Here is a 15,504-nt window from a genome sequence, read left to right as displayed (position 1 = left end):
TCATTTACGCTAGAAAAAACCTTTAGTTAGGCCTACCTTGATTCGCAAGTTTTTTATTGCTTGCCTTAAACAGAGTAGTTTCTACTGAGTTACTTAATATTCAGATTTTTTCGAGTTTCTTAAATTTTTATTGCATTGCTTCTCTTTTGGGTATTACTTTATTAGATATTTTATTCAGCTCGACTAGGCTCGGCTTATCATTTCCAAACTCATGTTTTGCATAGCCTACCTTGAGAAGATACTTAATTTCGCTAAGCTCTATTTCTGATGCGAAAGAATACTTGTAGTTGTTCGCAAGTACACCTACCGTGTCATGTAAGTAAAATGAGTTTTTAGGTGTCTTGATCATGTATTGCTCTACATGTTTCTTCCATTCGGTTGGTCGTTCTGAAATCAATAGCAAAATTAATTGATGCCTTATGATTTCATCCGTCTCTGAACTTATTCCGTCGAATAGGAGAGGGCCAAGTTTGTTTGAGAAGAGATCGTGCTTAAACATTTTTACTACGTTTATAGGATTCGCTAAAAATATATTACCTATTCTTTGTTCTGGAGTGTCACCAAAACCTTCTGCGAGTATAAAGTTCTGGCCTTCAAACGCAGCCTCACCTCTTGTTGCAAGCATTGGTGCTAGCGCGAATAATATGCATGATATCTGACGCCAGCCACGTGTTATTTCTTTAAGTAATGCTCGTTTTATATCCGGATCAACATAATCGCTGTTTCGCAAAGCTCTGGAGCTTGCTTTGATTTTTTGTATTAAAATTGTTAGTGAGTATTCTTTTAAGATATTTTGAATGCCTTGGTCGTATGGTCTTAGTTGATTGTATCCTTGGTCTGCATATTCATCTTTTAGGTACTCAGGTAAATTTGAATTAAGCACGTCGTCGTTTAAAATACTTTTTAATTGAGATACAGCTTCTTCCGACGGGTTCCATTCTACTTCTGATAGAGGATTCAAATCTGCCGGGAGTCCTGTTTTGCTATCTACTATTTCGCATGTGGATCTCAAATCTTCAATTAGAACTTGAAGCAAGTCGCCGCGGTTACGATCTATGCCAGTGTAGAATTCAATTATTTCTGGAAATGATATGTAGCTTTGCTCTGTTAGAATATATTTCCTGAATTCGACGTTTGAGTACATTCTCCTAGCTGCGAAGTAATATATCCAGTATGAGGCTCTGAAACAGAACTCCGACTCTATTCTTGTTAAGATATTGTTATTATATAGAGTGTCAAAGACAACGGAGACTTCGAGGTGTAATAGCTTTTCCTTGCAAAAGCGGTCTATTTCATCAAGGAAATCTATTCTGCTAAATCTGTATTTTTTTTGCCGTATCAGCTTTTCACAAAATCTTCCAAGCACATACTCGCAGTCTTTCAAGTCTGGACGGGTTTTGTATGCAGGTAAATCAGCCATGTTAAATAGAACAAATAAGACCATTTCAATCATCTTTGTCCTGTTTACAGGGCTTTCGTCAAAGTTGTTTTCTGATACTTTTAATAATGTTATGCAGTTTAAAGGTGTTCTGTGGATATTCAGGACTTCAAGGTCTTTTATTACTTTCTCTAAAATTACGTTTTCGTCGCCGATGTTTTTTTCGTCGTTGTAGTTGCAAACAACTTTTCTTATCTGGTTTCTTGGTAGGGCGAGAAGATGTAGTGTCTTGAATTCTCTATTTATATTCTCGCTCTTCTCTTCTGACTTGAAAGATGAGTCATCTATTGTTTGCATTACTATTACTGGGGTTTCTGGATACTCATGACAGAGGTTTCTCAGTAACTTTTTTGAGCCTGGCTCTAAGTTATTCCAAGAGTCAAGTACTATGCAGTTTGGTTCTTTATCTGAAATGTTGAGTTTTCTTAGTTCTTTCTCTACACATTTTCTTATGGCGTCTCTTTTAGCTGTTCTTGCATCTAAATATACCCATGTTGAACCTTTCTTCCATGACTCAAGTACTAGGTGGTGTGCAAGGCTTGTTAGTCCAAATTGTGGTGGTGCTTTAATTATTGTTGATTCAGGCTCTTCTATTATCTCCGCTACATTTACTCTTGATGCGAAATTTTCTGTAGCACTTTTAGAGATTTCATTCGATTTGCTAAGTACAGGATCAACCCATATCGTAGGCTGGTTAGAGAATAATTTTAAGGAGTCACTTAATCTAGAGCTTAGTTCTTGATATACAGATTCAAATTTAGGATATTCTTGATTTTTTTCATCTATAGAATTTGGTTTTTCGGTGATGTTTTTTTTTCCCAGTTTTTCTGAGAAAAAACTGTGCAAATGTGATCTTAGTTTTCTTTCGAATTCTACTGTTCCTGAGTAGCTATGATATAGCCCCCCTAGTGCAGCAACTTTTTTCTTAAAGTCTCTAACTTTTTGAACTTGATCAAGATCAAGAGTGTTTACATCGGCTAATGCGGAATTAAAATACATCATGATTTCAACATCGCCTTTTGATTTACATTTTTCAAAAGCTTGTTGAAATTCTTCTTCTGTTCCTGATTCTGCCCTTGGTGTTGGCGCCCCAAATCTATTCCACATTATTCCAATAAAAATTTGGTACTCATTAAGTAATTGTTTGTTAATGACGTCTTGCCCGTCAGAGCCAAAACTAGGCCGGGCGTCTTTTTCCCATCTCTTTGATTCGATTCTAAAGTTTAGTGTTTGGCCTAAAGTGCTATTTATTTCTCCAAAAATACGATCACATACATCGCGTTCTTCAATAGTGTCGCCTGGAGATGCAATAAAGCATTTATAGATATCTACGTTCATTTTTCGGCACCTATTCGTCCCTGAGTTTTATAAACCAGCGCTTTGCCACTTCTTTTCTGATCTTTATCCCCATTTTTGTTCGACTAATTCCGAGTGCTCAGCCTGATCATACTCAGGACTCGTTTGTCCTATTTCTGGGGCGATGTGACCGCTTGCTAGCCATAGTGCATATTGCGGGTAGATTTTGACCAGCACATCTATTTCCTCAGTACTTACTCTCACTACCCCTTTGCTCACACTTCTCCATCTCTCGTAGTCCCCGCCGTGCGCGCTGGTCTTCTTTGGGCCTAGCTTTTTCAGTAATAGCCGCGCTCTATCTGCTGTTGTTGTCATATAGAAAACTATAATTGGGAAATTATTGACCAATGAACCGCTGTGGTAAATAATTCCTCTGTGGTTAAATATTTCCCATTGCGAGTGGGTTTAATGCCGAACATAGTGGATTAAAGCTTATGGATACGGAAGGTCTCGACCCTCAAAAGCTGCACGGTGCGCCACCCCTGATGCCCTGGCCAAAGTTCGCCGAGTGGATCGGCATGGGCGATGAGCCAATCGTCGTCCGCACCTGGGTGGAACGCGGCTACCTGCCTTCTAAGAAGGTGGGCAAACGCACCATGGTTAACGTCGTGCGGCTGGTGCAGCAGCTGCTGGATGAGGAGTAGGGCACATGAGCCGAACAGACCCGCAATTCAAGCTGCGTGTGCCGCCAGCACTGCGCCTCCAGATCGAACAAGCCGCCCACGCTTCACGCCGCTCGATGAACGCTGAAATGGTCGTGCGCCTGGAAGCCAGCTTCGCCAAGGAACAGCCCCTGCAGGAGAAACCCCATGATCAGTGATGACAGCCTGGACCTGTGCAGCGTTAAGACCTTCGCCGAGATGAGCGGCATATCAATTGAGGAAGCAATCGACTGGGTGGACAACGGCACCGTCCCCAGTATGCGGCTGGCCGACTTCCGCATGGTCAACCTCGCCCGCCTGCGTGCCGATCTGCTCAAGGGTAAAACCGAGTTCAAAGCGGGGGACTACAGCCATGCCTAGCCCAACTCATACCCTGGATGCCGTTACCGCTGTTGGCTACATCGGCAAACCTGTCCACGTCGAGCTTGAGTGGGACGGTGATCCCGAGCCTATGTGGCGTTTCAAGCACATCGTTGGGGTTGTCTTGCCCGTCCATGGTGTTAACGACATCGGGTACTTTCTGACTGTTCCTGTCATCGGCAGCGCTGATTTCCCGGATGAAACCTACTTCGACTCCATCCGCACCATCCGCACTCTTCCGGTTATTCGCAGCCGTGCCCGTTGCACATCAGGCAAGGTGCTAAGCCGCCTGCCTCTGCCTCAGCTGATCCAGGGCCAAGCCAAGTCCATGGAAGGAGAGCGCCACCATGCGTAAGCCACGTATCCAGCTCGACACGGCTACGGCCCTGAGCTTCGTCGGTAAGACCGCGCTGGTCGAAACCACCTGGGACGCTGAGCCGGAGTCTTTCTGGCAATGCATTCACATCGTCGGTGTGCTTCTACCTATGCCGGACATGCAAGGTGCTCCGTGCTTCCTGGGCGTTGAGATCAGTTCCAGCACACGCAACCCGAACGAGTTCTATTTCGAAGATATCTGCACTATCAGGGCGATACGGCACCGCGACCGGCAGCGTTCCGGCAACGTACTGGGCCGTATGTCCCTGACCCATTCTGACGGGTCAAGGGCCGCGCTCCCGGCTCGTCGGAACAGCTCCACCGTTCCGTCGAACGGAAGCACGGGCGCAGCGCACCCTTGACACGGTGTGCCTATGAACAGCCTGACAACCGGAGTGTGGGGTAGCTTCACCACCCCATGCTCCCGAGCCCTCGGCGGCAAGAGCGGGATGACAAGGGCAGCGCCCTTGGTGTGCTTCTCCCGGCCCGCACCGCTGCATTTCGCAGACTGCATGCACATGCTGTTTCTGGTGCTGCTCAGCGCCTTCCTGTGGTTTGCCAACCTGCCTCCCGATGGTCGCCCGCAGGTGTTCCCCATCACCCTGGAACAAGCCTGCCATGCGCAAAAGCCAAGCCCAGGAACAGACCCCATAACCCTGATTGAGCAAGAGCTGTGCGCCACGGCTGTCGTTCGTTCGCACGCCGAGGCACGAGGCGCGCGAGCGCGCGACAGCGGTGAGGCGCGTACTCGCGAGCGCGGGAGTGGCTCGGTTCAGAACGACGGCGCGAGCGAGGCTCGCGCCGGTGCGCTGACGTCCCTGTAACACGTCAGATAACAAGACATTAACTCCCGCATTACTCAGCATTAGGTGACTAAATGGCAACCGTTAAAGACTTCAAACGTTTGAACGTCCTGACAGCAGAGGAAGACAGGGGCGGACGCTTGTTTGTCGATCCGGGCAACTACAAGCTGGTCGATCTGTCCGGCGTTCGCTTGCTCCGTTGCGGCGTCGATACCGTGCGCCAGCTATACCGGGGCATGATCCGCCCGGAAATCATGGCGCTGTTCGACAAGCCGGGCACCTTGGTGGATTTTGCCGGACAACGCTGGCACGCAGGCAGGGTAGGGCGTGACTCGGGCTATCAGTACAAGCTGCAGAATGCTGACCTCGGGATCATCCTCTTGGTTAAGAACTTCAACGCCAAGCTAGAGAACATCGGCCCACACCTGAAAATCGAAGTGTCGCCCCATGCAATCGACAGTCTGTCGCCTGACCGCCTGCAGGCCCGGTTAGATTTCTACGCCGGCCAAGTGCTGACCCATGTTGAACTTAACCAGTGTGCGGTTCACCTTGCGCTTGATCTGCAAGGCTGGACGCCTTCGGCTGATCTGGTGGCGCGCATGCACTGTAGGGCACGCACACACCGCGACATCAGCGGCATCAATGAAATCAACTGGGCCACTAAATCCAGCGTTTACGGACGCGGGGAAACGTCCATGTTCGGCTCTGCCAGTGGCGTTCAGCTCTGCATTTACAACAAGACCGAGCAAGCCCGCGCCGCTGACAAACTCGACTATTGGGAAACCGTTTGGAAGCGTCGTGACAGCTTCGACGATAACGACCCGGACAATTACAACCCGGCCCAAGACGTGTGGCGCGTTGAGCTTCGCTATCACCATTCGATCATTCAGCAATTTGCGAGCGGCTCAGTCGATCTGCACACCGGCAAGGTTATCGACACATCGTCGTTTGACGGCCTAGCAGCCCACCTTGACGGCCTTTGGCGCTATGGCCTGTGCCAGTTCAAGTTGATCTGCAGAAAGGGCTACTACGATCCGTTTTGGACGATGATTCGTGATGACGTCCGCGTCGATCTGCCGGTTGATTCGCTACTGGATGACACCGAGTACAAGCGCCATTACAAAACCTCGCGCGGCTTCTCCGGCAAGAACGTGGAACTCTTCCTGGGAAACTTCGTAAGCCTGCTGGCACGGGAGCGAGTGGGCGCTAGACGAGCATTTCACACCCTCAAGGATTGGGACTGCTGGCCTGTAATCCGTGACCACTACGCCTCAAAGGGCATGGACGAAGACAAGCTCTATAGGCACATCAAAGGCATCCTTGAAGAACGCCATGTCCGGTGGGGGCGTGCAATATGAGTGTTAAGCGTCGCGAGGATGGCCGCTGGCTTGCAGATGTTCAGCCTATTCGTGGACAGCGTTTCCGCAAGCTGTTTGATACCAAGGCTGAAGCACTCCGCTATGAGATTTTCATTCAGTCCAACAAGGCCAAGGATGCTGGCTGGAATCCCAAGGCATCAGACCGGCGCAAGCTCTCGGAACTGGTCACGCTCTGGTATGACCTCCACGGCCACATGCTCAAGGATGGCTTTCGCAGAAAATCCAAACTTGATGCTCTTTGCGTTCGGCTTCGCAATCCGGTTGCTGCCAAGCTGGATGCTTCGGTTTACGCCCATGATCGGCGCGTCCGCTCTGAAAAGGGCACCAGTCCAAAGACCCTCAATAATGAGTTGGGCTACCTGCGTGCTGTCTTCAATGAACTGCGCGGCCTTGGTCAGATCGACTACGCCAACCCACTGGAACTGGTGAAACCATTCCGAATTGATGAGCGTGAATTGTCCTGGCTCACAGATGATCAGGTAACCATTCTGCTGGACGCTATCCGCAAACACTCGGACAACCCTCATGTAGAACCAATCACCTTGCTTTGCCTTGCCACTGGCGCGCGCTGGTCTGAGGCAGAAGGGCTAACCCCAGCAAGGTTGCGTAATGGATCGGTTACTTACAGCAAGACCAAATCCAGCCGCGTCCGAACTGTTCCGATTGATCCGACCCTAGAGACATTCATAAGGGCGCACTGGAAGCGTCATGGCCCGTTCACAGGCTCAATCAGTTCGTTTCGTCGTGCCTTGGTTCGGTCAGGAATTCAGCTGCCCAAAGGACAGGCCAGCCACGCCCTGCGCCACACCTTTGCCAGTCACTTCATACAGAAGGGCGGAAACATCCTCACCCTGCAAAAGATTCTGGGTCACTCCAGCTTGGCTATGACCATGCGCTATTCACACTTGGCCCCTGAGCATCTGGCCGAGGCAGTAAGGTTGAGTCCGTTGGCTGGAGTTTTTGGAATAGGAAAGTTTTGATCGCATATCGAGTTGGGCAATACTACGTTTACAGCTCAACCCTTGGCGGGCCGATTCAGTTCAGCCTCAGCCTTGGGTGAAGAGACCGGCTTTTTAGCCGGTTTTTTCGTTTCTAGGGCAGGTGTGACACTTTCGGGACAGTCGCTATCCCCAGAAAGCAAAAACCCTTGAAAATCTCTAGGATAATCAAGGGTTTAGGCTATTTTCATTTGGTGGAGCCGGGGGGATTTGAACCCCCGTCCGCCAGTTCTCCACTGTCGGTACTACATGCTTAGCCGTGTCTATTGAGTTAATCCGCAGCCGCCCGACGGGCAGGGTGCTTTGGACGAGTTGTGTAAGTTTTAGCCGCTTCGTCCACAACGTACTACGCGGCGATCCTGTTCTGCATGACAATCACTTCAGGTTTACAGGCATCCCCTAGTGATCGCTGGAGCCGAAGCTACCAGAAGGACTAGTCGCGCCGCTTACGCAGCGAGAGCGTAGCCCTCGTAGTTTTCGTCATTGGCAACTATAGAAAGTTGCAACAGTGGATTTACGACTTCTGTTACCAAGTCGGCATGCACCTCGAGCTTCGCTACCGGCGTCGAATCCTAATCGACCCCAAAGCTTTTGCTGCTGGTACTGGGACGCGAGTTTACGCCAAAGGTTCCACAGCGTCGACCCGGCATTTGTCTGCGGACGCTCCAGGTCGTTGCCGGCTATGATTGCCACCTGCATAACCGACTGTTCTGAATGAGATTGCCGTATGCCGCGTTCACCGCGTTATCCCCTGCGTCAATGGATCTGGCGCGCGTTTGTGCAGAGTGCCCTGATCCCGCTGATTCTGGTCGAGTCGGTGTTGATCACGGTGTATCTGCTGAGCAACGCCGCCATTCGTGATGCGCAGATCGAGCATTTGCAGGAGAGCGCGCTGGATGACCTGTCGGCTGCGGTGATGCGTGAAGGTCAGGTGATCGACGGGCGTTTGCGTTCGGTGGAAGCGCAGGTGCAGATTTTTCGTGATGCGGCGCTGAATGCCCTGCTCAATCAGGGCTTCCAGCCAGATGAGTTGGAGCGCCAGCGTCATGCGTTGACGGACAACGGGGTGTTCTATACCCGCAGTGACGATGGTCGTGCGGCATCCTTTTATGCCAACAGCACGCCTGTGGCGCAGCAGGACCATGCCAAGGCGCTGCGTCTGTCGCAACTCGATCCGTTGATGCGCTCGATCCAGGCGGCCAACCCACGGGTGGCGGCGGCCTATTTCAATACCTGGGACAGCTACAACCGCATTTATCCCTTCTTTATGACGCCGGAGCAGTATCCCCATGACATGGTGATACCGGATTACAACTTCTATTACCTGGCGGACGCCAAGCACAACCCCGAGCGCAAAGTGGCCTGGACCGATGTGTATCTGGATCCGGCGGGGCTGGGGTGGATGATGTCGGCGGTGGCGCCGGTGTATCGCGATGATTTCCTCGAAGGTGTGGTGGGGTTGGATATCACGGTTGGGCAAATGCTCACAGAAATCGGTGAGTTGGATGTGCCCTGGAACGGTTACGCCATGCTGGTCAGCCGTGATCACAACATCATGGCCCTGCCCAGTGCAGGCGAGGAGGACTTCGGTCTGCGCGAGCTGACTGAGTACTCCTATGCCGAGGCCGTGCGTCGTGAGGTGCTCAAGCCTGAGGACTTCAATCTGGCCAAGCGTGCCGGCATGCAACCGCTGCTGGAGGCCATGGCAGCTGGTCAGGGCAATGTGCAGGAGGTCATGCTCGGTGGGCGCAAGCAGCTGATTGCCTGGAGCGAGATTCCGCAGACCGGCTGGCAGCTGCTGCTGGTGGTGGATGAAGCCAATATCTTCAGCGAGACCAACCGCCTGGCTGAGCGTTACCTGCACATCGGCTATCTGCTGATTTTGGGGCTGGTGCTGTTCTACCTGTTGTTCTTCGCCCTGATGTGGCTGCGTTCGCGGCAGCTGAGCCAGCAACTGGTACAGCCGATTGATGGGGTTGTCGGCATGATGCGCGAGCTGGGCCAGGGCAACTACCAGCCGGCGGCGCCGAATAGCCAGATCGATGAGTTGACGAGTATGGCCACGGCCGTGCAGCAGACCGGCGAGCAATTGCAGGCCAGTGAGGTGCAGCGGGTCGAGGCGCAGCGGATTCTCCAGTTGGTGCTGGAAAGCACCACTGAAAGCCTCTGGGAGGTCGACGCGCAAAGCATGAGCATCAGCCTTAGCGAGCGTTTCCTCAAACGCTTCGGGCTGACGCAGGCGCGCATGACCTTCAGCGAGTTCAACCAGCGCGTGCACCCCAATGACCTGGAACGCATCCGTCACTTGCGCCAGCTGTTTGCCAGTAGTGGCGAGGATCGTTTCGAGGCGGAGTACCGCTACGCCGATGCGCAGGGTGACTATGTGTGGCTGCTCAGCCGCGGCAAGGTATTGGAACGTGATGCTGACGGGCGTGCCTTGCGCGCGGCCGGAACGCATGTCGATATCACCCGTCTCAAGCAGGTGCAGGAAGACCTGCGCCGCACGAGCCTGGAGGCCCAGGCAGCCAGTCAGGCCAAGAGCCGCTTCCTCTCAAGCATGAGCCACGAGCTGCGTACGCCACTCAACGCGATCTACGGTTTTGGTCAGTTGATCGAGCTGGAGGCCCAGGACAAGCCCGATGCCAAGCAGGAGGCCGACTATGCCCGTGAGATCGTTAATGCCAGCCGCCACCTGACCTCTCTAGTGGACGATATTCTCGACCTGTCGAGCATCGAGAGCCGCCGTCAGCAGCTCAAGTTGCAACCGGTGGAAGTTGGCGCGCTGCTGCATGGCTGCGCCGAGTTGGTACAACCGGAAGTGCAACAACGCCAGCTGCAGCTGCAGGTGCTGGCTGACGCCGGCGCCGGCCTGTATGTGCAGGCGGATATGCGTCGGGTGCGTCAGGTGATGCTTAACCTGCTGTCCAACGCGATCAAGTACAACAGCCCACAGGGGTTGATTCGTCTGGGTTACGAGGTGCGCTCGGATTGCGTGCGGCTGTGGGTCGAAGACAACGGTGCGGGGCTGAGCATTGAACAGCAGGCGGGGTTGTTCCAGCCGTTCCAGCGTCTGGGTCGGGAAAATTCCAGCATTCCCGGTACCGGAATTGGCCTGGTGCTGTGCCGTGAACTGGCTACCCTGATGGCTGGCGAGATGGGCTTTAGCAGCACTGCCGGCGCGGGCAGCCGTTTCTGGATCGACCTGCCCGGCGCTGCGGCACCGACCGCGCAGGCGGTTGCCGATGTGCAGCCCATATCGGCGCAGCCCAAGCAGCTGGCCGAGGTGCTGTGTGTGGAAGATCACCCGGCCTGCCTCAAGGTGGTTCAGGAAGCCTTGCGTGAATTTGCCGAGGTGCGTGGCGCCGGCTCGGTGCAGCGGGCGCTGGCTGAGCTGGAGCAATGCACGCCGACCCTGCTGTTGCTCGACCTGGATCTGCCCGATGGCGACGGTATGCAGGTGCTGGATGCCATGCGCCTTAACCCTCGGTTGCAGGCGGTGCCGGTGTTGGTGATCAGTGCGGCGGCGGATGAGGCGGTGTTTGCCGAAGCGCGTCGGCGCGGCGCCCAGGCTTGCCTGGCCAAACCGATTGACCTGGCGCAGGTGCGCCGCGTGGCGCTCAGCCTGTTAGGGCAGGCGCTTTAACCAGCGCTTTGCCTGCCGCTGTTCGGGTTATTCGCTGGCTTTGAGCAGTTGCAGTGCTTCGCCCAGCACTCTGACCGATTCGCTGTGGTTACCGGCTTTATGCAGGGCTTCGCCTTCGGCGCGTAGCTGCTGCACTTGCGCGAGTACCGTGGCGTCGCTTGGTGGGTCGGTTTTCAGCAGGCCATCGATCTTGGCCATATCCGCCGGGCAGTGCATGGCCCAGAGCGAAGTGCTGAGGAGTACGGTAGCAAGGAACGTGGCAAGGCGGCGCATGGCATGGCTCCAGCGGTGGTGTAGGGCTTTCAGTATAGAAAGCCCTCACTCGGCGACCGGGCCGTTGGTCACTCAAGGCCTGGCGTGGCTGACCCGATCCAGCAGATAGACCAGCCCGTGGTAATCAATGCCGCCGTGCTGGCTCAGGCCGATTTCGCAGGTGCGGCTGGTGCTGATGCCTTCTTCGCAATATTGCACCGCTGACTTCAGGCTGCGCAGGGCGTGATCGTTCAGCGCGGGCGTAGTGAAGCCCTTGTCGCCGGCAAAGCCGCAGCAGTGAATGCCTTCGGGAATCACCACCTCTGAGGTGCAGCGCCTAACGATATCGATCAGGCCCTGCGCTTCGCCCAGATGCTGGGTGCTGCAGGTGACATGCACGGCGACCGGTTTGTTCTGCGGGGTGATATGCAGGCGGTCGAGCAACTGCTCGCGGATAAATTTCACCGGGTCATGCAGGTTCAGGCGGCTGTCGAGGCCGTCTTGCATCAGCCGCAGGGTGCAGGGGCTGGTGTCGCAGTAGATCGGATCAAGGCCGCCACGGCTGGCCTTGAGCAACGCGTCGATCAGCTCCTGTTTCTTGCGCTCGGCGTGTTCGGCATAGCCTTTGGAGGCAAACGGCTGGCCGCAGCAGAGGCTGTCCAGCTCCGCCGGGAACACCACCTGAAAACCGCCTTTTTCCAGCAGCGCGCGGGTCTTGTCGAGTAGCGGCATTTGCTCGGCATCGGTTGCCGCCGGGCCCATGGCGCGGGATACACAGGCGGCCAGATAGACCACCCGTGGTCGGGTATCCGCTACTACGGCCGGCACTTGCAGGCGTTGCACCGCTTGCGGCATCGCGGGCGACCACTGCGGCACGCGACCCAGGCTGGCCTTGCTCAGCACCGCCGAAGTCCGGCTCAGCAGCGGCGCGCCCATCAGCATGCGTGCGCCGTTGGCCACATGCAGCATCAGTCGCGCACCCTGTATGGCGCGGTGGAAGTTATTCGCCAGCCAGTCGGCGCTGCGTGGGCTGTTAGCGTTATGGCCGCGCAGTTGGCGCACCAGATCGCCGGTGTTGATGCCCACTGGGCAGCGCTGGGCGCACAGTCCGGTGGCGGCGCAGGTGTCGATGCCCTGGTACTGATAGGCCGTCTCCAGCTCGCGGGTGTCGATGCCGGCGCGTTTTTTCGCCTGAATGTCGCGCCAGATCACAATGCGCTGGCGTGGGCTCAGGGTCAGCCCTTTGGATGGACAGACCGGCTCACAGAAACCGCACTCGATGCACTTGTCGACGATTGTGTCGGCGGCCGGCAGCGGCTTGAGGTTCTTCAGGTGAATGTCGCGATCCTCGGAGAGGATCACATCCGGGTTGAGGATGCCCTGGGGATCGAGCAGCCGTTTGATTTGCCACATCAGCTGGTAGGCATCAGTGCCCCATTCCAGCTCGACAAAGGGTGCCATATTGCGCCCGGTGCCGTGCTCGGCTTTCAGCGAGCCGCCGAACTCCACCGCCACCAGTTGCGCGACGTCCTGCATAAAGGCTTCGTAGCGGGTCTTTTCCGCCTCGCTGTCAAAGCCCTGGGTGAAGACGAAGTGCAGGTTGCCCTCCAGGGCGTGGCCGAAAATGATCGCTTCGTCGTAACCGTGTTTATCGAATAGCGCGAGCAGGCGATTGACGCCCTCGGCCAGCTGTTCGATGGGAAACGTGACGTCCTCGATGATTACCGTGGTGCCGGTCTGACGCACCGCGCCGACGGCGGGGAAGGTGTCCTTGCGGATCTTCCACAGCAGGTTGTAAACGCTCGGGTCTTCGCTGAAATCCACCTGCTTTTCCAGGGGGAAGTCGGCGATGGACGCCATGATCAACTGCAACTGCTCGTGCAACAGGCTTTGGCTGGCGGCGCGCGATTCAATCAACAACGCGCAGGCGCTGTCGGACAAGCCCTTGACCCATTCCGGCATGCCGGGCTTGTCCTGCACCGAGCGCAGGCTGCGCCTGTCGAGCAGTTCAACGGCGGATACCGGCTGCTGCTTGAGCAGCGTCACCGCACGGCAGCAACTCTCGACATCGGGGAACACCAGCAGGGCGCTGGCCTTGTGCGGGTGATCGGGCACGGTGTTGTAGGTCACCGCGCTGATAAAGCCCAGGGTGCCCTCGGAGCCGACCAGTAGGTGGCTGAGGATATCCAGCGGCTGGTCGAAATCCACCAGGGCGTTAAGCGACAGGCCGGTGGTGTTTTTCAGCCGGTATTTGTGGCGGATCTTTGCCGCCAGTGCGCTGTTGGCACGGGTCTGTTTGCCCAGCTCGTTCAGTTGCGTCAGCAGGTTCGCATGAGTGGAAAAGAAGCGCGTGACGCTAAGCGGGTCTTCAGTATCCAGCACCGTGCCGTCGGCCAGCACCAGACGGATGCCGGCGAGGGTGTGGTAGCTGTTCTGTGCCGTTCCGCAGCACATGCCGCTGGCGTTGTTGGCGACGATGCCGCCGATTTTGCAGGCGTTGATCGACGCCGGGTCAGGGCCGATCTTGCGCTGAAAGGGCGCCAGTACGGCATTCGCCTGAGCACCGATCACCCCTGGTTGCAGGCGGATCTGGCTGCCCTGGCCGCGGATTTCCCGACCGTTCCAGTTATCGCCCAGCACAATCAGCACCGAGTCGCTGATGGCCTGGCCGGACAGGCTGGTGCCGGCGGCGCGGAAGGTCACCGGCACCTGATGCGCGCTGGCCAGTTTGAGCAGATCAACCACCTCTAATTCTGCCTCGACGCGCACCACCAGTTTGGGGATTAACCGGTAGAAGCTGGCATCGGTGCCAAAGGCCAAGGTCGACAGCGGGTCGTCGAAACGGCGCTCGGCAGGGATCAGGCGTTCGATGGCGGTGAGAAATGCGCTGGGCAGGCTCATAGGTGCTCCGGGATACAGCAATTGATCTTTGATCTGTAGGAGCCAGCTTGTGACCTCCACGGATGGGGGACATGCAGCAAACCGCCTGGAGCGGCTGCTGCCTGGCGACAGCAGAGGCATCGCCAGCAAGCTAGCTCCTACAAAAGCGGGGCAGCGGTCAGTCAGCGGCCCAGTTCGCGCACCAATGAATCGGCATTGATCTCGCTGATCGACTTGGCACCGGTCAGTACCATGGCCACGCGCATTTCCTTCTCGATCAGCTCCAGCAGGTTGCTCACGCCTGCGCCGCCGTCGGCGGCCAGGGCGTAGATGAATGCGCGGCCGAGCATCACCGTGTCCGCGCCGAGGGCGATCATGCGCACCACATCCAGGCCGGTGCGGATGCCGGAGTCGGCGAGAATCGCCAGCTCACCTTTCACCGCATCGGCAATTGCCGGCAGGGCACGGGCGCTGGACATCACGCCATCGAGCTGACGGCCACCGTGGTTGGAGACGACGATGCCGTCGGCGCCGAAGCTCACCGCGTCCTTGGCGTCCTGCGGGTCGAGGATGCCCTTGATCACCATCGGGCCGTCCCAGAACTCGCGAATCCATTCCAGGTCCTTCCAGCTGATCGAGGGATCGAAGTTGTTGCCCAGCCAGCCGATGTAATCGGCCAGGCCCGTGGGGTTGCCACGGTAGGCGGAGATATTGCCCAGGTCATGGGGCTTGCCGAGCAGGCCGACATCCCAGGCCCAGCGTGGGTGGGTCATGGCTTGCAGCATGCGGCGTACGGGGGCGTTCGGGCCGCTCATGCCGGAATGGGCATCGCGGTAACGTGCGCCGGGCACCGGCATGTCGACGGTAAATACCAGGGTGGTGACGCCAGCGGCCTTGGCTCGCTCCAGGGCATTTTTCATAAAGCCGCGGTCTTTCAGCACATACAGCTGAAACCACATCGGCCGGTCGATGGCCGGCGCGACTTCTTCAATCGGGCACACCGAAACGGTCGACAGGGTAAAGGGGATGCCCTTGGCGGCGGCGGCCTTGGCGGCCTGCACTTCACCGCGACGGGCGTACATGCCGGTCAGACCGACCGGGGCCAGGGCCACCGGCATGCTCAGGGTTTCGTTGAACAGGCGGGTTTCCAGGCTCAGTTCCGACATGTTGCGCAGCACACGCTGGCGCAGGGCAATGTCCGCCAGGTCGGCGACGTTGCGCTTGAGGGTGTGCTCGGCGTAAGCGCCGCCGTCGATGTAGTGAAACAGAAACGGCGGCAGCCGGCGCTGGGCGGCGGCGCGGTAGTCGGTGGAGGCAGAAATGATCATGGAATCACCCAAGCAGGAAAAAGGGTTGTA

Annotated in this window: 13 protein-coding genes and 1 other RNA gene; 9 read left to right on the top strand and 5 right to left on the bottom strand. The window is 55.7% G+C overall.

The annotated features are described in order from the left end of the window. Positions 1–127: 127 nt before the first annotated feature. Positions 128–2,776 carry a hypothetical protein gene (locus ACOCLD_RS18160; protein ID WP_422910162.1) on the bottom strand — a complete coding sequence of 883 codons (2,649 nt, stop codon included), beginning with the start codon at positions 2,774–2,776 and terminating at the stop codon, positions 128–130. 452 nt (positions 2,777–3,228) lie between these two features. Between ACOCLD_RS18160 and ACOCLD_RS18155 the strand changes: the two genes are divergently transcribed. The 8 genes from ACOCLD_RS18155 (at position 3,229) to ACOCLD_RS18120 (ending at position 7,353) form a co-directional block, all read left to right on the top strand. Then, the gene (locus tag ACOCLD_RS18155) at positions 3,229–3,438 is read left to right on the top strand and encodes a hypothetical protein (protein WP_090255323.1); all 210 of its coding nucleotides are present in this window, start codon (positions 3,229–3,231) and stop codon (positions 3,436–3,438) included. Between the two features lie 5 nt (positions 3,439–3,443). Next, on the top strand, positions 3,444–3,614 hold the full coding sequence (locus ACOCLD_RS18150; RefSeq protein WP_422910161.1) for an Arc family DNA-binding protein: 171 nt from the start codon (positions 3,444–3,446) through the stop codon (positions 3,612–3,614). Then, the gene (locus ACOCLD_RS18145) at positions 3,604–3,816 is read left to right on the top strand and encodes a hypothetical protein (protein ID WP_090255319.1); all 213 of its coding nucleotides are present in this window, start codon (positions 3,604–3,606) and stop codon (positions 3,814–3,816) included. The genes ACOCLD_RS18150 and ACOCLD_RS18145 overlap by 11 nt, the downstream gene beginning before the upstream one ends. Then, the gene (locus ACOCLD_RS18140) at positions 3,809–4,171 is read left to right on the top strand and encodes a hypothetical protein (RefSeq protein ID WP_422910160.1); all 363 of its coding nucleotides are present in this window, start codon (positions 3,809–3,811) and stop codon (positions 4,169–4,171) included. Before ACOCLD_RS18145 ends, ACOCLD_RS18140 begins: the two co-directional genes overlap by 8 nt. Beyond that, a complete protein-coding gene (locus tag ACOCLD_RS18135) occupies positions 4,164–4,553 on the top strand; it encodes a hypothetical protein (RefSeq protein ID WP_422910159.1) in 390 nt (129 codons plus the stop codon). Before ACOCLD_RS18140 ends, ACOCLD_RS18135 begins: the two co-directional genes overlap by 8 nt. Before the next feature lie 150 nt (positions 4,554–4,703). Next, the gene (locus ACOCLD_RS18130) at positions 4,704–5,015 is read left to right on the top strand and encodes a hypothetical protein (RefSeq protein WP_422910158.1); all 312 of its coding nucleotides are present in this window, start codon (positions 4,704–4,706) and stop codon (positions 5,013–5,015) included. A 53-nt stretch (positions 5,016–5,068) separates the two neighbouring features. Continuing rightward, positions 5,069–6,352: a hypothetical protein gene (locus tag ACOCLD_RS18125; protein WP_422910157.1), complete on the top strand. Its 1,284-nt coding sequence runs from the start codon at positions 5,069–5,071 to the stop codon at positions 6,350–6,352. Continuing rightward, a complete protein-coding gene (locus tag ACOCLD_RS18120; RefSeq protein ID WP_422910156.1) occupies positions 6,349–7,353 on the top strand; it encodes a phage integrase in 1,005 nt (334 codons plus the stop codon). The genes ACOCLD_RS18125 and ACOCLD_RS18120 overlap by 4 nt, the downstream gene beginning before the upstream one ends. Before the next feature lie 210 nt (positions 7,354–7,563). Here ACOCLD_RS18120 and ssrA read toward each other — a convergent pair. Then, positions 7,564–7,955: a transfer-messenger RNA gene (gene ssrA / locus ACOCLD_RS18115) on the bottom strand. Positions 7,956–8,098: 143 nt separating this feature from the next. Here ssrA and ACOCLD_RS18110 point away from each other — a divergent pair. Beyond that, positions 8,099–11,014, top strand: coding sequence for an ATP-binding protein (locus tag ACOCLD_RS18110; RefSeq protein WP_422910155.1), 2,916 nt, complete (start codon positions 8,099–8,101; stop codon positions 11,012–11,014). Positions 11,015–11,041: 27 nt separating this feature from the next. Here ACOCLD_RS18110 and ACOCLD_RS18105 read toward each other — a convergent pair whose 3' ends face one another. The 3 genes from ACOCLD_RS18105 to lldD form a co-directional block, all read right to left on the bottom strand. Beyond that, positions 11,042–11,287, bottom strand: a complete 246-nt coding sequence (locus tag ACOCLD_RS18105; protein WP_422910154.1) for a hypothetical protein — start codon at positions 11,285–11,287, stop codon at positions 11,042–11,044. Between the two features lie 72 nt (positions 11,288–11,359). Then, entirely contained in the window at positions 11,360–14,167 is a 2,808-nt protein-coding gene (locus tag ACOCLD_RS18100) for an FAD-binding and (Fe-S)-binding domain-containing protein (RefSeq protein ID WP_422910153.1), read from the bottom strand. Between the two features lie 161 nt (positions 14,168–14,328). Then, on the bottom strand, positions 14,329–15,474 hold the full coding sequence (gene lldD / locus ACOCLD_RS18095) for an FMN-dependent L-lactate dehydrogenase LldD (RefSeq protein WP_422910152.1): 1,146 nt from the start codon (positions 15,472–15,474) through the stop codon (positions 14,329–14,331). Positions 15,475–15,504: the final 30 nt, after the last annotated feature.

This window comes from Pseudomonas cimarronensis (assembly GCF_049331905.1).
Classification (GTDB): Bacteria; Pseudomonadota; Gammaproteobacteria; order Pseudomonadales; family Pseudomonadaceae; genus Aquipseudomonas.
Note: the sequence above shows the minus strand (reverse complement) of the source record. Positions and strands in the feature narration are given on the sequence as shown.